Here is a 19,075-nt window from a genome sequence, read left to right as displayed (position 1 = left end):
CAGCTTTCCCATAAATTCGTACAATCGCCCCATTCTTACCGCGCCAAATCACAAATTTGCACCATTATGACTTCAATAAAAAACGCAGAACTTGGTTGGAACGAAGCTGGTACTCCGGTTTCAGACCAATTTGATGATGTTTACTTCTCTAACGTAAACGGTCTTGAAGAGACACGCTACGTTTTCTTAAAACAAAATCATCTCCCAGAAAGATGGCAGGAATTTGACCAAAGACGTTTTGTCATTGGTGAAACAGGATTTGGCACGGGATTAAACTTCTTAGCAGTATGCCAGTGGTTTAGTGAGTTTCGTCGTCAGCATCCGGACGCAACATTGAAAGAGCTGCATTTTATTAGCTTTGAAAAATACCCATTAAGCAAAGCCGATTTAAAGAAGGCGCATGAAGCTTGGCCTGAGCTAGCTGAGTACGCGGAAAAGTTACAAAAGCACTATCCTGCCGCTGTGCCGGAGTGTCATCGCATTGTTTTAGAAGACGGTGCAATCACACTCGACCTTTGGTTTGGTGACATTAAAGACTGCATGCCGCAAGTCCCATACAACGAACAAGGTTTGATTGATGCTTGGTTCTTAGATGGATTCGCGCCAAGCAAAAACCCAGAGATGTGGAACCAAGGCCTGTTCAACAACATGGCAAAGCTAGCCAAGCAAGATTGTACAGTTGCCACGTTTACCGCAGCAGGCTTTGTACGTCGTGGTTTGAACGAAGCTGGCTTTACAATGAAAAAGGTGAAAGGTTTCGGCACTAAACGAGAAATGATCGCCGGCTCTATGGAGCAACGTGAAAAGCAGTCGAACCATCTCCCTTGGTTCAATCGCACAGCATCTAGCAATCTTGATTCGATAGCCATCATTGGTGGTGGTATAGCCAGCGCGGCGTTAGCGAAAACGTTAGTTCGTCGTGGCCAAAACGTCACCCTTTACTGTAAAGACAAACAACCAGCCAAAGGAGCTTCAGGCAATCGACAAGGAGCCGTTTATCCACTGCTTAATGGCCCGCACACGGGTGTTTCACGAGTGTTTGCTCCTGCATTTTTGTTCGCACGTCAGTTTGTTGAACAAGCAGCACAAGAGATCGATTTTGATCATGACTGGTGTGGCGTGACTCAGTTGATGTGGGATGACAAATCCACAGACAAACTGGAGAAAATACTTGCGGGTAACTTCACACCAGAGCTCATTCACAAGCTGTCCGCCGAGGAGACTGCGAACACTATCGGGTTACCTATTGATATGGCATCTGTGCACTACCCAATGGGAGGGTGGCTGTGCCCTGCCGAGTTAACTCGTGGGTTAATTAAACAATTGGAGCAGACGTCGTTACTCTCAACGAAGTTTGAACACCATGTTGAGGCATTAGATTGGGATGAAAAGCGTCAGCTCTGGCTACTAACGGCGAGTGGTCAAACATTTGAGCACTCAACGGTTGTGATTGCGAACGGCCATGAGTTCCAGACATTGAGTCAAACCGCTTCCCTACCAATGGGACAAGTGAAAGGACAAGTCAGTCATGCGCCAGCAACCGAAACGCTGAGTCAGCTGAAAACGGTGTTGTGTTACGACGGTTACATGACACCTGTTAACCCAAGTAATCAACACTTGTGTATCGGTGCAAGCTACGACCGCAGTCACCTTGACTACGAATTTGATGAAAACGCCCAAAAAGATAATGCGGAAAAGCTAGTGAAATGTGTACCGAATCAAACATGGGCAAAAGAGGTAGATATCACTGGTAATCAATCTCGCCAAGGTATTCGTTGTGTTAGCCGAGATCACTTACCATTTGTCGGAAATGTGGGTGACTTTGAGACGATCAAAACGCAATACGCCAACTTACAAAATCAAAAAGAAGAAGAGGTAGAAACCATTCATCAGTACCCTAACCTATTCTGCTTCTTAGGTTTAGGATCTCGTGGACTGAGCTCTGCACCATTATTAGCTGAAGTGTTGGCCTCCCAGATCTGTGGGGACCCGCTGCCATTACCGGTTGATGTATTGACCGAACTTCACCCAAGTCGAATGTGGGTTCGTAAACTAAGAAAAGGCAAAGCCATTACCGAGCTGTAAGGGTATTCTCTCGTTTTAATTCCCGACACAGATACGTGTCGGGAATCGCTAACTCATTAAGTCGCTCGTACTGAGATTACTTCAGCAGTGCAACTGCCTGTTTCACTTGCTCTGCCACTTCTGGGTTTACAACCTTACCCGATTCCACGTCAAAATTTTCGTAGAAGCTCGGCACCGATAACGATGCCTTTACATCCGCGCCAAAAAATTGAGCAGAACCTGTCGCCGCCGCAAGAACACTTTGTGCACCACCGGGACCTGGGGAAGTTGCTAAATAAACGACAGGTTTGTTTTGAAATACATTACGCTCAATGCGCGTCGCCCAATCGAACAAGTTTTTATAGGCCGCTGGGTACGAACCGTTGTGCTCTGCGAAGGAAACAACGAGAGCGTCAGCCTCCGCCAAGTCACGTAAAAACGCGACAGCCCCTTCAGCTTGACCTATTTCTTTCTCTTTGTCCTCGCTAAACATTGGCGCTTGATAATCGTTTAAGTCTAGAACATTCACTTGAGCGCCTTCGACTTGGTTTGCTGCGTATGTAGCAAGTAGTTTGTTGATTGAGGTAGAGCTGGTAGATGCACCAAATGCGACAATTTTCATGGTTGTAATCCTTTGTTCACGTTTTATGCTGATCAGAATAAAAGTTGAACTGTTTCGCTACAACCACAAAAATTTTATGGAGAGGTTCGAATTTTTCGAAGTAGTAAATGACTAGGATTAAATAAAGGGAGAACGCTGCTTAGGGATTAAGCCTGAGCCTGGAGCTCTTGCCACAAATCACTGACAATCACGCGATCGGCCGGGCTTAACTCGGTACGCGCATCTTCTAAGCTGCTCTCAATGCGTGACTTCAGCTCAGTAATATCGCTAATCCCTTCTTCTTCACAAGACGCCGCGGATAAAGAGATGTGACCACGTAAATAACCACCAGCAAACAATTCATCGTCAGATGCTGTTTCAATTCGAGCATCAATCAGTTCCAGTAGTTTTTCTTCAAATTCAATAATCATGGTGTATCTCTGAGGTTATTAGTGGTTATTTAACGCAAAAGTCCGACGCTTCCAGTGGCTTAGTTTGATAAAATGCGCGCAGGGCATCAGAAAGCATTTTCACTCGCAAAGGCAAGCCAACGTCCAAAATACCTAGCACTTCTTTATGCACTTTTTTCATAAAGCCGAGCCTATCTGGTTCAAAATCGCCGTGTAGATTGTCACAACTCACCGTAAAAGGGAAGCCAGCGCTTTGTGCCAGAATCCATTCATAAGCTTGAGGTCGCACTTCAACTTTCTCAAACTCCGCTTGAACTTCTGCTGTTCGCCCATCGGGTTCATACCAATAGCCAAAATCTTCCAGCAAACGACGCTCTGGACCAGCCACACACCAATGCGAAATCTCGTGTAAAGCAGAGGCGTAAAAACCCCGAGCAAAAATAATCCGATGATGAGGGTGTTCATCATCAGCAGGAAGATAAATAGGCTCATCACCACCTAACTCTAATTTCGTATTAAATTGTTCTAAAAAGGTGTCATTAAAAATGGTGATTAAGTCTTGGTATTCGTGGGTCATCGTCGAGTTTGTACTTCAGTTTGACATGCGCTGCATATTGTCGCTGTTTTTAGCTATGAGGTAAAGGCAACCCCACATTTTTGGTTATTAGTTGAATTTATCTGAAGGTCGCTTTCTCCATACAATTTCTCATTCGTCAGCGTACTTATTTACCACTACACTCTCGCCTTATTTTGATGCCGTTCAAACCGCTATTTTTAAGCCGTTTGATTACAAGCATGTTGCTGGTTTTAATCACTTTTTAAGAGAGATAGAACCGTTTGTAAGTGTTGTTACTTCGCCTACGCTGATTCTCGTAGAACGTAGTGACTTTTTACGTTGAGTGTTTCCCTATGTTGCTAAGTGTGTTGTATATCATTGGTATCACGGCTGAAGCCATGACAGGTGCGTTAAGTGCTGGTAGAAGAAAGATGGACTGGTTTGGTGTTATGTTGGTGGCCAGCGCAACGGCCATTGGTGGTGGCACCGTACGTGACATTCTATTAGGCCACTACCCTCTTGGTTGGGTAAAAAACCCAGAGTTCCTTGCAATTACGTGTGTTGCAGGTGTGCTAACAACAGGTTTAGCGAAATGGGTGATTAAGCTGAAAGGTCTGTTCATTCGCCTCGATGCATTAGGTTTAATCGTGTTTAGTATCATCGGAACAAAAATTGCGATGGGCATGGGCTTGCACCCTGGTATTTGTATGGTTTCAGCGTTAGTAACGGGTGTATTCGGTGGGCTACTTCGTGACTTAATCTGTCGCCAAACACCATTGGTACTGCATGAAGAGCTTTACGCTTCTGTCGCTCTTATCGCATCAGGAATGTACTTAGCGCTATTAGAATTCAATGTTCCCGATGTCACTGCCACGATCATTACACTGGTTACTGGTTACATGCTGCGTATGGCTGCAGTGCGCTTTAAGTGGCGTCTGCCTTCTTTCCATTTGGAAACCGAAGGCTCGATTCATTAAGCAAAAACTACTTAAACAAAAAAGTTTGCCTGATAAAATTGTGCCACCCGCGATTCAGTGAGTGGCATAATTTTATATTCAGTCATCCTGAACAGCGACGAAGGAGCATGATTCAGGATCTATTATCCGAGCACTCTGTTGTCAGAGATGTTTCTTTCTCTTTTCATCGTGCTGAAATTAGATTCCTAGTCTCGCTATAGCTCGCTGGAATGACACAAAGCTCTTAAATCTTTGGAGTCTCGGTTTGTACGCCATGGTTTTGACCACGGTGGCGTAGTAAATGATCCATCACCACAATTGCCAGCATCGCTTCTGCGATAGGCACAGCACGAATACCCACACATGGGTCATGACGACCTTTGGTGATCAACTGAGTTGGTTCACCTTCTTTTGTGATGGTCTCACCCGGCACAGTGATACTTGATGTTGGCTTAAGCGCAATGTTAGCGACAATGTCTTGACCAGTCGAGATACCGCCAAGAATGCCACCCGCATGATTACTACCAAAACCTTCAGGAGCAAGCGTATCACGGTGTTGACTGCCTTTTTGGTTTACCACCTCGAAACCGTCTCCGATTTCCACGCCTTTCACCGCGTTTATGCTCATTAGTGCGTGCGCGATGTCTGCATCCAAACGGTCAAATACGGGTTCCCCAAGACCAACAGGCACGTTAGTTGCCACAACCTGGATTTTTGCGCCAATAGAGTCGCCTTCTTTTTTCAGGTCACGGATAAGTTGGTCAAATGCTTCTACTTTGTCAGCATCAGGGCAGAAGAATGCATTGTTCTCGATTTCGTTCCAATCTACCTTGTCGATAGATACATCACCCATTTGTGACAAGTAAGCACGAATCTCAACACCAAACTCATCTTTTAAGTATTTCTTCGCGATTGCACCAGCAGCCACACGCATTGCGGTTTCACGAGCTGAAGAACGGCCGCCACCGCGATAGTCGCGGATGCCATATTTTTGGTGGTAAGTGTAATCAGCATGACCCGGTCTGAACTTATCTTTGATGTCAGAGTAGTCTTTTGAGCGCTGATCGGTGTTTTCAATTAGCAAACCGATCGATGTGCCCGTGGTTTTGCCTTCAAAAACGCCAGAAAGAATTTTAACTTCATCCGGTTCACGACGTTGTGTGGTGTAACGTGATGTGCCTGGACGACGGCGGTCGAGATCGATTTGTAGATCTGCTTCTGTAATTTCCAACCCCGGAGGACATCCGTCTACGATACATCCCAGTGCGATACCGTGACTTTCCCCGAATGTCGTCACTCGGAAATGTTGTCCGATACTGTTTCCTGCCATTACTTCCTCAAGTTTTTATCGCCACGCTCTCTCAAAACAGAGCATAGCTGCTTTCCAATTCTTCGTGGATTCATAGTGGCTTTATTACGTTTTGATGTAAAGAGTTAATATCGGCGAGGTATGCATAAAAAAACACCGAGCATAAAGCTCGGTGTTTTGATGTTTAGTGCAAGACTCTATTAGTCTTTGTACAGTTTAAACTCTTCTGCACACTCAACCAGCTGGTCACGCGTTAGCATAAATACGCCATGACCGCCGTTCTCGAACTCAATCCAAGTAAATGGAATCTCTGGGTACTGTTCCATCATATGAATCATTGAGTTTCCGACTTCACAAATAAGAATGCCGTTATCTGTTAGATAATCTGGCGCGTTAGCTAGAATACGACGCACAAGTTTTAGACCATCCGTACCCGCAGCTAAACCAAGCTCAGGCTCATGCGTGAACTCATCTGGCAGGCTGTTCATGTCTTCTTCATCCACATATGGTGGGTTAGACACGATTAGATTGTATTTCTCTTTTGGAAGATCACGGAACAAATCAGAGCGAATTGGGAACACTTGCTGCTCCATACCGTGATCTTGTACGTTTTGCTCAGCCACTTGTAGAGCATCTGTAGAGATGTCGATCGCATCCACTTCTGCTTCAGGGAAAGCGTGCGCACAAGCAATCGCGATACAACCAGAACCCGTACATAGGTCCATGATGCGCGTAGGCTCTTCCACCAACCAAGGTTGGAATTCCGCTTGAATCAATTCGCCGATAGGAGAGCGTGGCACAAGTACACGCTCATCAACGAAGAACTCAAGACCGCAGAACCATGCTTTGTTTGTTAGGTATGCTGTTGGCGTACGCTCGTTGATGCGTTTTACTACGCGCTCAACAATACGCAGACGCTCGCTTGTCGTTAGGCGAGAGTTCAATACGTGCGGAGGCACATCAATCGGCAAGTATAAGGTTGGCAGGATAAGCTGAACAGCTTCATCCCACGCATTATCAGTACCATGACCGTAAAACAGGTTCGCTGCATTAAAGCGGCTTACCGTCCAACGAATCATATCTTGAAGGGTATGCAGTTCCGATACCGCTTCTTCTACAAAAATCTTATCCAAAATTGCCTCCGAAAAGCGCTACAATACTGCCAATAAAGTTTATTAATGAAATTGTTTACCTAATGAGCAAAAAAGACACCGAGAACGATGACGATTTCGCCTTGTTTCAGGAAGCAGTACAGGGCGTAAAAAAGTTGCGACAGGATACCATAATCCAGCAACCAAAAAAAAATACTAAGCAAAAAGAAATCAAGCGCTCCAACCGTGAAGCGAGTGACTCTGAATTTTACTTTTCAGACGAGTTTGTCCCTCTATTAAACGATGAAGGTCCAACTCGTTATGCACGTGACGACGTCTCCACTTATGAAGTCAAACGTCTACGTCGTGGCGTGTATGTACCGGACGTGTTCCTCGATATGCACGGCATGACACAGCAAGAAGCAAAACGCGAGCTTGGTGCGATGATAGCCTATTGCATCAAAAACGAGATTCATTGTGCGTGTGTGCAACATGGTATTGGGAAACACATCCTGAAACAGAAAGCCCCACTTTGGTTAGCACAGCATCCTGACGTTATGGCTTTTCACCAAGCGCCACTAGAATTTGGTGGTGATGGTGCGTTGTTAGTGTTGCTTTCTATTCCTGAAAAGTAACAGGCTTGCTGTAGACACTAAACGAAAAGGCAGGGATCTCCTGCCTTTCTTATTCTGTCTCTAATTTGCAAACGCTTATTTTGGTTTAGACACTTATGGCGTAATATGCCAAAGCACTTCACCATTTTGTGTTTGTAAATCATATTCAATGCACACTAGCCCTGATGTAGGAAACATCGGTGGTGTCATGTCTTTTACAAACTCTGAAGTCAGATAACCGACCAAAGGCAAATGCGATACGAACAAAAGCGAGTCCAATTGTTCGACTTCGATTAATGCACTTGCGAAATCGAAGACATGCTCGGACTGGCCATAAGGTGTAATATCTTCACAAGTTTCAATGCTTTTTGCAGAGAAATACGCACTGATCTCTTGCCAAGTTTGTTGAGCTCTAATGTACGGACTCACCAACACTTTATCGAATTGCGCAAAACCCTGTTCTTTACAGGCTCTCGCAACCGCTTCTGATTCGACTCTGCCTCTTGGGGTCAATTGTCGTGCTGCGTCTGAATCTGCAAAATGCTCGGCTTCACCGTGACGCATGATGAATATTTTCATGTTATTTCCTAGGGATAGCTAACGCTACCAAAAGGTTGACTGCTATCTTTATTAGATAGACGGGGCTAACTTTAACAATGACGAAACAAAAATACTGATATAATTATCTGTTCATTATACCAATTCGCTTGTTAAAGATAGCGACTTTCTTAACAATCTATTAAAAGAATGTACTCAGTTCATCACACTATTTAACTGTGCAATGAGTTCAGAGCATTCACTCAAACAGTTCTTCCCCATACGCAAACGCGATGGGCCTGTGCAGAAGTCTACGAATAACAAAAATACGGCAAGCAGTATTTGTCGAAACGCAAACTTTGCGCCCCCCGCGAGGGGAGCCTAAATTACTGTAATGCGAAATCTGGAGACGCATCGTGCATCTAAGTCCTAACGATTCAAATCAATACCGCTACATTACCTTGAGCAATGAACTGCGTGTACTGCTGATTCATTCCGATACAGCTCAACAGTCGGCAGCTGCTCTGGCAGTGAACGTTGGACACTTCGACGACCCAAACGATCGCCAAGGTCTGGCACACTATTTAGAACACATGCTTTTTTTGGGTACGGAAAAATACCCTAAAGTGGGCGAGTTTCAAAGCTATATTAGCCAACACGGTGGAACAAACAACGCTTGGACGGGCACAGAGCACACTTGTTTCTTTTTCAATATTGCTCCAAATGCCTTTGAAAGTGCCTTAGATCGATTTAGCCAATTCTTTACCGCACCTTTGTTTAACGAAGAAGCATTAGACAAAGAGCGACAGGCTGTCGACTCCGAATACAAGCTCAAACTTAATGATGATTCTCGTCGCCTGTATCAAGTTAACAAAGAAGTCATCAATCCAGAGCACCCGTTTTCAAAATTCTCTGTCGGAAACTTAGATACTCTTGGCGACCGAGATGGTAAATCCATCCGCGACGAAATTGTAGAGTTTCACCACTCTCAGTATTCCGCCGATTTGATGACACTGACTCTATTTGGGCCACAGCCGCTCGATGAACAGCAAGCTTGGGTAGAAGCCATGTTTGCCGACATCCCAAATCACCATCTTCGTGGAAAATCGATTGATGTACCGATCGGCACTGAGGAAAGCACGGGCATTTTGGTTCAAGTCGAGCCGCTCAAAGAGTTCCGTAAACTGATTCTCACATTCCCCATGCCGGGAATGGATGCGCATTATAGCGTGAAGCCACTCTCCTACTTTGCTCACCTGTTGGGTTATGAAGGAGAAGGCAGTTTGATGCTTCAACTCAAAGAAAAAGGCTGGATTACCTCTCTCTCAGCGGGCGGCGGCGCGAGTGGCAGTAACTACCGAGACTTTACCGTAAGCTGCACCCTGACGCCAAACGGCTTAGATCATGTTGATGATATCGTTCAAGCGGTTTTTCAATACCTCTCGATGATCAAACAAGACGGGTTAGATGAATGGCGCTATCTCGAAAAACAAGCGGTATTAGAATCGGCTTTCCGCTTCCAAGAGCCATCGCGCCCAATGGATCTCGTCAGCCATCTGGTGATCAACATGCAGCACTATCAACCGGAAGACACGGTTTATGGTGACTACAAAATGGCGGGCTACGATGAGGAGTTACAGCGTTCATTGCTGCGATACTTAACCATCGATAATGTACGCGTCACTTTGATTGCTAAAGGCCTGGAATACAACCGTACTGCCGAATGGTACTTTACCCCGTACTCCGTCACACCTTTTAGTGAAGGCCAACGTCGTTTCTATCAACAAATCGACCCAAGCTGGCAATTCGTCTTACCGAAAAAGAACCCTTATATTTGCTACGACCTCGACCCCATGCCACTCGAAAATGGTGATTCGCTGCCAGAGTTGATTGAGGATCTCGAAGGGTTTCGGCTGTGGCATTTGCAAGATGACGAATTTCGCGTGCCTAAAGGTGTCGTTTATGTCGCTATCGACAGCTCTCATGCCGTTGCATCACCAAAGAACATCGTCAAAACGCGCTTATGTGTAGAGATGTTCCTCGATTCGCTAGCAAAAGAAACCTATCAAGCAGAAATCGCAGGGATGGGTTACAACATGTACGCTCACCAAGGTGGCGTGACCTTAACCCTCTCAGGGTTCAGTCAAAAGCTGCCTCAGTTGCTAGAAATGATTCTGCACCGTTTTGCTTCTCGAGATTTCAGCCCTGCTCGCTTTGAAACCATCAAACAACAACTGTTACGAAACTGGAGAAATGCTTCACAAGATCGCCCTATTTCGCAGCTGTTTAACGCACTTACTGGGTTACTTCAACCCAATAACCCGCCTTTCGCAACCTTAGTCGAAGCGCTAGAAGAAATCGAAGTCGATGAACTCTCGGTATTCGTAGAATCCATTCTTGCAGAACTGCACGTTGAAATGTTTGTTTACGGAGACTGGCAACGCCAGCAAGCCCATGACATGGCAACGACCTTAAAGGATGCTCTAAGAGTTAACGAGCAACGTTATGAAGAGGCACTTCGTCCGCTCATTATGCTAGGTAAAAATGGCAGTTTTCAACGTGAGGTGCATTGTAATCAGCAAGATTCCGCGGTCGTTATTTACCACCAGTGCGAGGATATTGAGCCTCGCAGTATCGCGCTATACTCATTGGCCAATCACCTTATGTCGGCAACGTTTTTCCACGAAATCCGTACCAAGCAGCAATTAGGTTACATGGTAGGCACTGGCAATATGCCGCTAAATCGTCACCCTGGTATTGTACTGTATGTGCAGTCACCTAATGCAGCACCTGCCGAGCTGGTTACCTCAATCGATGAGTTTTTAAATGCCTTTTATATGGTGCTGTTAGAGTTAAACGATTACCAATGGCACAGCAGTAAGCGCGGCTTGTGGAACCAAATAGCAACGCCGGACACCACACTTCGAGGTCGGGCTCAACGTCTTTGGGTTGCGATAGGAAACAAAGACACTGAGTTTAACCAACGTGACAAGGTACTGGCGGAGTTGAAGAAGCTGACGCGCGCAGACATGATTCGCTTCGTTGTGAACGAATTGAAACCTCGTACTGCAAATCGTTTGATCATGCACTCTCAAGGTCAAGCGCATTCGGAGGCTCCGCGCATCCATCTAGGACAAGAAATAGGATCGATTGAAGAGTTCCAACTTCGGCCAAAAGATTGCGGCTTGGGGTGATCTAGTTGCGCAGAAATAAAATTGTCGATTACTAGAATGAACCTATAAACCCATGAGGTTGTCGGTCTCATAGATTGAATCGGCACCATAATTGGCAGAAAATTGAAATTACGCCATTGCGGCTTATGCTCTAATTACCGCACTAAAAATAACTTAATGAGGTAATCATGAAAAAAGCACTTTTACTTGTGGCTCTTATACTGCCATTGGCATCTGCTCACGCTGAAATCTCAGTCAAAGGCGATGGCTTCGAATTAAGTGACGACTGTGTGCGCCTTAGCGGAGACAATGTATCCATCAAATCAGATGATTGCTCTTCAAAGCAGTGGAATGATAAAGACAAAAAAGGTAACAGCAGCGTTCACGGGGACGACAACCCAGGTAAAGGCCACAATAAAGATAAGAAAGACAAGAAGAAGTAACCATTTCTTCTTTATGAAAAAGGCTTGCCACTGGCAAGCCTTTTTCTCTACCGAAGCAACGTTTAATAGAACGTTGTCCCTTCACCAGCTCGAGTAAGCAAACCATCACATGGCGCGTAACGATCGCCATACTTCGATGCAAACTCATTCATTTTCTCTACGAGCTCTTTAATGCCAAATTGGTCCATGTAACGGAACGGACCACCCAAGAACGGTGGGAAACCAATACCAAATATCGCGCCAATATCACCGTCACGTGGCGAGCGAATGACGCCATCATCCAAACAACGTACCGCTTCATTCAACATTGGCAGCACACAGCGCAACGCAATATCGTTATCGCTTAGCTTAGATTCAGGGTCGAGCTTAAGCAGTTTGTAAACCGATTTGTCGACATCTTTCTTCTTGCCCTTGTAACTGTAAAAGCCCTTACCACTCTTGCGTCCTTTACGTCCATCATTTAACAAGATATCAAACACATCTGGCCCTTTGAATCGGTCACCTAACTCATTAACCAGGATCGGCATAATTTTTGCGCCAATGTCGACACCAACTTCATCCAACAAGGTAATCGGGCCAACAGGGAAACCAAAATCAAGCAACGCCGTATCAATCTTTTCGATCGGTTCGTTAGCCAGCAGAATATGCGCCGCTTCGTTCATGTATGGCGCAAGAATGCGGTTCACGTAAAAGCCCGCTTTGTCTTTCACTACGATCGGGGTTTTACCTTGCTTTTTAGCAAGTGCAACGACTGTTGAAATGGTTTCATCTGACGTCGTTTCATGCGGAATCACTTCCACCAACGGCATTTTTTCTACCGGGCTGAAGTAATGCAAACCCACTACGTTTTCTGGACGCTCCGCTTTTTCTGCAATTTTGTGGATAGGCAACGAAGAAGTATTGGTCGCAAAGATAGTTTCTGTCTTAGCGTTTGCTTCAATGTCCGCCACCATTTTTTGCTTAAGATCTAAGTCTTCAAAAACGGCTTCAATTACGACATCAATATGATTAAAACTGGTAAAATCGACACCACCAGACAGTTGCAGCATTTTCGCTTGCAGATCGGCCTTGGATAGAATGCGACGTTTGCGCTGTTTCTCAAATAACTTGTAGTTGTAGTTGAGCGCATTTAAAACGCCATCGTTGCTAACGTCTTTGATGCGAACAGGTACTTTTGCTTTTGCAACAGACACATGGCTGATTCCGGCGCCCATCAGACCACCACCAAGCACACCAACTTTATGAACTGGTGCTGGTTTCGCATCCGTGCCATTTTCTTTCTTCATTTCTGTTGTGGCAAAGAAGATCGAACGGAGCGCTTTTGACTCTGAGCTCATCACAAGCTCACCGAAGCGCTTCGCTTCAAGTTCTTGACCTTTAGCGAAGCCTTTCTCTAAGCCATGTTGAATAACTTCTAGAATTGCAACCGTTGCTGGATAGTTACCGCGAGTTTTTTGATTCGTTTTCTTCGCAGCTTGCTCAAATACAAACTTGCGCCCTAGCCCGCTACCAGACATCACCTTTTCTTTCGTCGATAGCTTTTTCGTGCCCTTGTTTTTACCTTTGTCGATAAACTGTTTTGCTACGTCGAGCAAAATGGTGTCAGGCACACAGGCGTCCACAACGCCCAATTTTTTAGCTTTCTTCGCACGAAGTTGTTTACCCGTCAGGATCAAGTCCAACGACGGTAACAGGCCAATCAAACGTGGCAGACGCTGAGTACCACCAGAACCTGGCAATAAACCAAGTTGTACTTCTGGCAGACCTAAACGCGTTTTGTCAGAATCCGTACAAACACGATAATCACATGCAAGAGCCAGTTCTAAACCACCGCCCAAACATGGGCCATGAATAGCCGCAACGACAGGATAAGGTAAGTCCGATAGCTGCTGGAACAACTCCTGACCTTGCCTTGCTAAGGCTTCCGCTTCACTTGCTGTGGTGCATGCTTCTAGCATTCGAACATCAGCACCCGCAACAAAATTGTCCGGTTTTAGGGAGTGGATGATCATCCCTTTAATACCACTGGAGTCTTTTAGCTGAGCAAAAATTTCTTTCATTTCGTCAGCAAAAGCCGCCTGCAGCGTATTCATTTTTTCATTAGGAACATCGATGGCTAACCAAGCAATATTTTGCTCATCAACCTTTAGACTAAATGCTTTTTGCTCGCTCATTACTCAACCTCCAGAATCATTGCCGCACCAAGACCACCAGCAGCACATGCAGTATTCAATGCAATACCACCGCCACGGCGTTTTAGCTCTCGTAGGGTTTGCGTCATCATACGCGCACCAGTCGCAGCAAATGGGTGACCATAAGCAATTGATCCGCCAAGCACGTTGAACTTATCCATATCAATTTCACCAATCGCTTTTGAGCGACCAAGGTTTTCTTGAGCAAACTTATCGGAAGCAAACATCTTCACATTCGCCAATGCTTGAGCAGCAAAGGCCTCGTGCATGTCGATCAACGTCAGGTCTGACAGTTCCAAGCCTGTATTTTCAAGCACTTTCGCTGTGGCATAAGTCGGCCCCATCAGCATGTCCTTTTCCACGCCGATAGCAGAGAATGCATAACCTCGGATGTAACCAAGGATCTCCATTCCGAGCTCTTTCGCTTTACCTTCTCGCATCAACATCACTGCCGCACCACCATCAGTCAATGGCGTACTGTTCGCTGCCGTAACACTGCCATACTGACGATCAAACGCAGGTCGCAATTTCGCGTATCCCTCAACCGTTGAGTCATGACGGATATTGTTGTCTTCCGAAATCCATTTTTTGTATGGTTCAGGGAAAGCCGTCATCACTTCATCTTGGATTTTTCCTTCTTTCCAAGCCTGAGAAGCCAGCGTATGAGAACGATGTGCAAGCGCATCCTGTTCTGCGCGAGAAATACCATGTGTTTTAGCCATTTGCTCTGCAGTTTGTCCCATGGATAAACCCGTAGAGTACTCTGCTACTGCTGGTGGCACTGGCATCAGGTCTTTAAAGCTCAAGTTTTTGAGGATACTAAGCTTCTGACCCATTGTTTTTGTCTTACTAAGAGCAAGCAGATTAGCGGCCAGTTTCTTTGATACGCCAATAGGCAGGACGGAAGAAGAGTCTGCACCGCCAGCAATACCAATATCGATGGTTCCCGCCATGATGCTTTCTGCGACATTAACCGCCGCTTGAAAACTCGTCGCACACGCTCGAGTCACACTGTAAGCATCAGTATGGATGTTCATACCGGTGCCTAACACGATTTCTCGTGCGATGTTTGGCGCTTCAGGCATTTGTACTACTTGTCCAAATACCACTTGTTCGATTAGCTTCGGATCAATATCTGTTCGAGCAAGCATTTCGCTTACTACCATTTTCCCTAAATCGACCGCTGGCACTTGGCTAAATTCCGTGCTTTGACGAGCAAAGGGAGTTCGAAGCCCCGCGACAATAGCGACACGCTCACCATTGCGTGTTTTTACTTCCTGCTTGCCCATTGTTTCTCCTTAAATACAAGAGGTCTGACCTGATGCATTGTAATGAATTTGTTAAATTTATCAAACGTGCGTTTAAATAAACGTGAAGCAAGTAGTTCAATTACTCTACTTCTTTGATTCTTATGCGATTACTAATGGTTAACTATAGAGAGTTAAAACGGTAAGAGGTATACGGAAAGTAAAATCGAAGCAAAAAAAAACCACACATAACTGTGTGGTCGGAATATCTATAAAACAATTAACTTACGCCAATTGAAAAGTAATCAGTTTCCTGATTAGGAGAAAGTAAAGTCAGCCTTCAAAAGGAAGTGTCATCTTGCTCAACATGTTAGTCGCAATGACTAACGAGATGACAAGGTGTACTATAACCCCTTCACTGCTTGATATTTTGAAATAGATCAATTTTATAGTGATTTTACGAGTTTTAAGCTCACCTAAAGCGATTATTGATTCAAAACAATTCAAGAATCCACCATCAGAAGTCCCTTTTAATGCTCCATCGAGTGAACTTATCCAAGCCATTGATTACTAATGATGATATTGTTAACAATATATATCAATTCGTGTTCGATGATATCTGACATTTGCGTATACACTTTTAGGTAACCACATGGCTTATTGTGTCAAAGGGGTTGCATGACAAATCCTGCAACCAAAACCGCTAAGCGATGAAGCAAGTAAAGTCATGCTCAGAACAAATAAGAAACTCACAGAGCGAGGATGGAGGCTCCTGTGGCCATATTAAAAATGTTTGGAAAGAAAAATTCCAACAGTCCGGTCAACTCTGATATGGACAAGCAAAGAAAATACGAAGCGCTCGTCCGAGGGTATCATCGTGACTTGTACCGCTACGCATATTGGTTGTGCAAAGATAAAGCGGTCGCGGAAGATCTAGTTCAGGAAACCTGTCTTAGAGCTTGGAAGTCACTCGATAGCCTCCAAGACGAAAAAGCTGCCAAGTCTTGGCTCATCACAATATTGAGACGAGAAAATGCGCGCCGCTTCGAACGTAAACAATTTGATCTAGTTGATATCGATGATTACGGCAATGATGCTAAAGTCAGCGATGACTCACATCATCAGCAAGAATGGCTGCAGGCACAGATCATGAAGCTCGATGTTGAATACCGTGAGCCTTTATTTCTCCAAGTTGTCGGTGGTTTCAGTGGAGAAGAAATTGGCGACATTCTTGATTTAAATAAAAACACAGTGATGACTCGACTATTTCGCGCTCGTAATCAACTTAAAGAGATGTTGGATTCTCAAGATACCAAGAGAGGACAAAAAAATGGATGATTTAGAATTTCGTCGTCGTATTTTGTCGGATCCAAAACAAAAGGATGAAGAGATTCTGCAAGCTTTAGCTGGTAGCGACGCCAACAATAAGTTTGTTGATGACGTTTTGGATCTCGATGTAAAAATTAAACAAGCCATGAATGTGGATGTACCCGAAGATCTCGCAGATAAGATTTTATTTAGCCAGACGTCGAGTGCACTTGATGAAGAGAAGGTCGTAAGACCAAACTTTGTCCGCAAAGCAATGGCACTTGCCGCTTCTATTGCGTTCACCGCAGGGTTATTAGTTGGTCAAGTAAACTGGGGAAATGTTTTGGTGTCTCCAGCACAAGCCAGTTTAGCGGATACCGCGATGAAACACGTAATTCATGAAGAACCGTTTGTTCGTCATCTTGATGAGGATGTACCGAGCTCGCAAATTAATGCGAAAATGTCACCATTTCATTACCAGTTTAGTGAAAACTTTCCATATCACGTTTACTACCTAAACCACTGCGGTTTTGGTGAATCCAATGCGGTGCATATGGTGTTCCAAGGTCCAAAAGGTAAAGTAACGTTATTTATTACTGGTATTCCAAGCGAACAAAGTACCGACTTTAATAAGGATGGCATGACCGGAATCGTTCAGCCTGTCGGGAGTTCAAGCCTGATTTTAGTCGGGGAAGAAGGTGAAAATATTGATGCGCTCGCTACGACTCTTGCATCAATGATTAAGCCGATGTAACAACTTCGACGATTTCCAGCTTTCAAAAGGTTAAATGCCGCTAAATGATCTTATTTAGCGGCATTTTTGTATAAATAGAACACAAAACATTCACCACCGCTATAGCATTTAGAGCTTAAACTCTAAATTATGTATTTTAAGTGCAATTTCCCGTCTTTTAGACATCATTTCTGCAATTTTTATTCAATTTTATCCAATGGTCGGATTTGTCCAAGCAATTATTGATACTACTATCTGCGCCACTGAGCAAAAGCTCAATTTATCGTCCAAAGAGACGAATCTAATAAGGAAAAACAAATGACTCAGAACACGCGTCTGTTTAAAAAGACTCTCCTAGCAGTAACGGTAGCTTTTGCCTCAGGTCAATCGATGGCAGCGGGTTTCCAAATCAACGCTCAATCAGCAACTGGCATCGGCCGTGCATTTGCTGGTGACGCGGTAATCGCAGATAACGCCGCGGTAATGGCTCGTAACCCAGCAGCAATGGCTCTGTTTGATAAAATGGAACTGTCGCTAGGTTTCGAAAGCATTACTTCAATGATTGAAGTGAAAGATGCGAAATATAACGTTAATACTCCTTTGGGCTCCAGTACTGTAAATGTTGCTGACACTGATGATGTGGGTGATACGTCAATAGCTCCAAACATTCACCTAATCGTTCCAGTAAATGACAAGTTTGCATGGGGCGTAAACGCATACTCTAATTTCGGCACTAAAACTGAATTTTCAGATAACTACACCGCAACCGAGTACGGTGGTCTTACGGATGTAAAAAGCTTCAACTTTGGATTGGCGGGTTCTTACCGTTTAAACGAACAATTGAGCTTTGGTGCTGGTTTAGATTTAATCTACGGCCAAGGCACAATGAAGCGTACAACTAGCTCTTCAGTCCCAGGGGTTGGCGGTCAAAAAATTCTGGACGTAGATAAAGCTGATGGTTGGGCTGTTGGTTTTAACGTTGGTACTGTGTACGAACTAGATGAAAACAACCGTTTTGGTCTAGCGTATCGTTACAGCCCTGAATTTACGGCGAAAGACGACAAAGGTCAGGAAATCACGCTACCTCTACCAGATATGGCCGAGTTTTCCGGTTTCCACAAAATCCAAGACACTAAATTTGCTGTACACTACAGCATCCAATACATCGGCTGGAAAGATTTCGACCAAATTGATTTTGAGAACCTAAATCAGGGTTTACTTAAAGGTGGTTACTCGAAAGACTATCAATGGCAAGATGGCTGGCACTACGCAATTGGTGGTACTTACTACCTAAACAACAACTGGACACTTCGTGCTGGTTACATGTACGACACAAGCGCTCAAGATAAAGTAACGTCTATCTCGGTACCAGACTCGGATCGCCAGTGGTTCTCCACAGGTTTCTCTTACCATATTGATAATAGCTCAAACATCGATTTTGGCTTCACGTACTTGTTAGGTGAAGATGTAAAAGTTAATGAGAATACTCAATTAGCTCCTGGTCTTTCTACCGGTGTAACAGCAACAACTCATGCTGATGCAATTCTATTCGGCTTACAATACAGCCGTAGCTTCTAAACGCTTCGCTGTTAGTTAGTAGAAAAATACTTTATATAAAAGGCTGGATTTCCAGCCTTTTTTCATATCTGCGATTTATTGCCCACTCAATTTGAGTGAACACGTGTATCTAAATCTCACAATTAGGACGCACAGCTGTTCGCTGAATTCCGTTTACAAGCCTTTCACAGTTAGATTATTAAACCACACAAATAACATTTGAAAGGATAATATTCCAAATGACCACTTACGCTGGATTTTCATTTCTAAAGTAAAAACTCTAC

Annotated in this window: 16 protein-coding genes; 8 read left to right on the top strand and 8 right to left on the bottom strand. The window is 44.5% G+C overall.

Annotated features, from left to right (window positions below; translation table 11 throughout):
* Window positions 1-66: 66 nt before the first annotated feature.
* A complete protein-coding gene (gene mnmC / locus J4N40_RS04750) occupies window positions 67-2,085 on the top strand; it encodes a bifunctional tRNA (5-methylaminomethyl-2-thiouridine)(34)-methyltransferase MnmC2/FAD-dependent 5-carboxymethylaminomethyl-2-thiouridine(34) oxidoreductase MnmC1 (protein WP_053304162.1) in 2,019 nt (672 codons plus the stop codon).
* Window positions 2,086-2,161: 76 nt separating this feature from the next.
* On the opposite strand, the gene J4N40_RS04745 is transcribed toward mnmC, so the two are convergent.
* From J4N40_RS04745 to J4N40_RS04735, 3 genes are all read right to left on the bottom strand, one after another.
* Entirely contained in the window at window positions 2,162-2,686 is a 525-nt protein-coding gene (locus tag J4N40_RS04745; RefSeq protein WP_005380552.1) for an NADPH-dependent FMN reductase, read from the bottom strand.
* Between the two features lie 146 nt (window positions 2,687-2,832).
* The gene (locus J4N40_RS04740; RefSeq protein WP_005380548.1) at window positions 2,833-3,096 is read right to left on the bottom strand and encodes a YfcL family protein; all 264 of its coding nucleotides are present in this window, start codon (window positions 3,094-3,096) and stop codon (window positions 2,833-2,835) included.
* A 25-nt stretch (window positions 3,097-3,121) separates the two neighbouring features.
* Window positions 3,122-3,652, bottom strand: coding sequence for an elongation factor P hydroxylase (locus J4N40_RS04735; RefSeq protein ID WP_005380546.1), 531 nt, complete (start codon window positions 3,650-3,652; stop codon window positions 3,122-3,124).
* A gap of 332 nt (window positions 3,653-3,984) precedes the next feature.
* Between J4N40_RS04735 and J4N40_RS04730 the strand changes: the two genes are divergently transcribed.
* Window positions 3,985-4,608 carry a trimeric intracellular cation channel family protein gene (locus tag J4N40_RS04730; RefSeq protein WP_005380544.1) on the top strand — a complete coding sequence of 208 codons (624 nt, stop codon included), beginning with the start codon at window positions 3,985-3,987 and terminating at the stop codon, window positions 4,606-4,608.
* Between the two features lie 223 nt (window positions 4,609-4,831).
* Here the strand turns inward: J4N40_RS04730 and aroC are convergent, their stop codons facing one another.
* Together aroC and prmB are read right to left on the bottom strand one after the other, a co-directional pair.
* Window positions 4,832-5,917, bottom strand: a complete 1,086-nt coding sequence (aroC, locus tag J4N40_RS04725; protein WP_054576270.1) for a chorismate synthase — start codon at window positions 5,915-5,917, stop codon at window positions 4,832-4,834.
* A 179-nt stretch (window positions 5,918-6,096) separates the two neighbouring features.
* Complete coding sequence (gene prmB / locus J4N40_RS04720; RefSeq protein ID WP_005380541.1) at window positions 6,097-7,029, bottom strand: 50S ribosomal protein L3 N(5)-glutamine methyltransferase; 933 nt, start codon at window positions 7,027-7,029, stop codon at window positions 6,097-6,099.
* Between the two features lie 62 nt (window positions 7,030-7,091).
* Here prmB and smrB point away from each other — a divergent pair, with 62 nt between their 5' ends.
* On the top strand, window positions 7,092-7,622 hold the full coding sequence (smrB, locus tag J4N40_RS04715) for an endonuclease SmrB (protein ID WP_005380539.1): 531 nt from the start codon (window positions 7,092-7,094) through the stop codon (window positions 7,620-7,622).
* Between the two features lie 93 nt (window positions 7,623-7,715).
* Here the strand turns inward: smrB and sixA are convergent, their stop codons facing one another.
* Entirely contained in the window at window positions 7,716-8,180 is a 465-nt protein-coding gene (sixA, locus tag J4N40_RS04710) for a phosphohistidine phosphatase SixA (protein ID WP_005380537.1), read from the bottom strand.
* A 374-nt stretch (window positions 8,181-8,554) separates the two neighbouring features.
* Between sixA and J4N40_RS04705 the strand changes: the two genes are divergently transcribed.
* Together J4N40_RS04705 and J4N40_RS04700 are read left to right on the top strand one after the other, a co-directional pair.
* A complete protein-coding gene (locus tag J4N40_RS04705; protein ID WP_250654386.1) occupies window positions 8,555-11,332 on the top strand; it encodes an insulinase family protein in 2,778 nt (925 codons plus the stop codon).
* A 167-nt stretch (window positions 11,333-11,499) separates the two neighbouring features.
* Complete coding sequence (locus J4N40_RS04700; RefSeq protein WP_005384444.1) at window positions 11,500-11,754, top strand: hypothetical protein; 255 nt, start codon at window positions 11,500-11,502, stop codon at window positions 11,752-11,754.
* Window positions 11,755-11,816: 62 nt separating this feature from the next.
* On the opposite strand, the gene fadJ is transcribed toward J4N40_RS04700, so the two are convergent.
* Together fadJ and fadI are read right to left on the bottom strand one after the other, a co-directional pair.
* Complete coding sequence (gene fadJ / locus J4N40_RS04695; protein WP_115386223.1) at window positions 11,817-13,928, bottom strand: fatty acid oxidation complex subunit alpha FadJ; 2,112 nt, start codon at window positions 13,926-13,928, stop codon at window positions 11,817-11,819.
* Window positions 13,928-15,235, bottom strand: coding sequence for an acetyl-CoA C-acyltransferase FadI (gene fadI / locus J4N40_RS04690; RefSeq protein ID WP_005384447.1), 1,308 nt, complete (start codon window positions 15,233-15,235; stop codon window positions 13,928-13,930). The genes fadJ and fadI overlap by 1 nt, the downstream gene beginning before the upstream one ends.
* A 720-nt stretch (window positions 15,236-15,955) precedes the next feature.
* Here fadI and J4N40_RS04685 point away from each other — a divergent pair.
* From J4N40_RS04685 to J4N40_RS04675, 3 genes are all read left to right on the top strand, one after another.
* Window positions 15,956-16,531: a sigma-70 family RNA polymerase sigma factor gene (locus J4N40_RS04685; protein ID WP_005380528.1), complete on the top strand. Its 576-nt coding sequence runs from the start codon at window positions 15,956-15,958 to the stop codon at window positions 16,529-16,531.
* Complete coding sequence (locus J4N40_RS04680; protein WP_025767180.1) at window positions 16,524-17,255, top strand: DUF3379 domain-containing protein; 732 nt, start codon at window positions 16,524-16,526, stop codon at window positions 17,253-17,255. Before J4N40_RS04685 ends, J4N40_RS04680 begins: the two co-directional genes overlap by 8 nt.
* Window positions 17,256-17,552: 297 nt before the next feature.
* Window positions 17,553-18,812, top strand: coding sequence for an outer membrane protein transport protein (locus J4N40_RS04675; RefSeq protein WP_213972417.1), 1,260 nt, complete (start codon window positions 17,553-17,555; stop codon window positions 18,810-18,812).
* Window positions 18,813-19,075: the final 263 nt, after the last annotated feature.

The organism is Vibrio sp. SCSIO 43097, from assembly GCF_023650755.1.
Lineage (GTDB): Bacteria > Pseudomonadota > Gammaproteobacteria > Enterobacterales > Vibrionaceae > Vibrio > Vibrio alginolyticus.
This window is presented reverse-complemented; position numbering and strand designations above follow the sequence as displayed.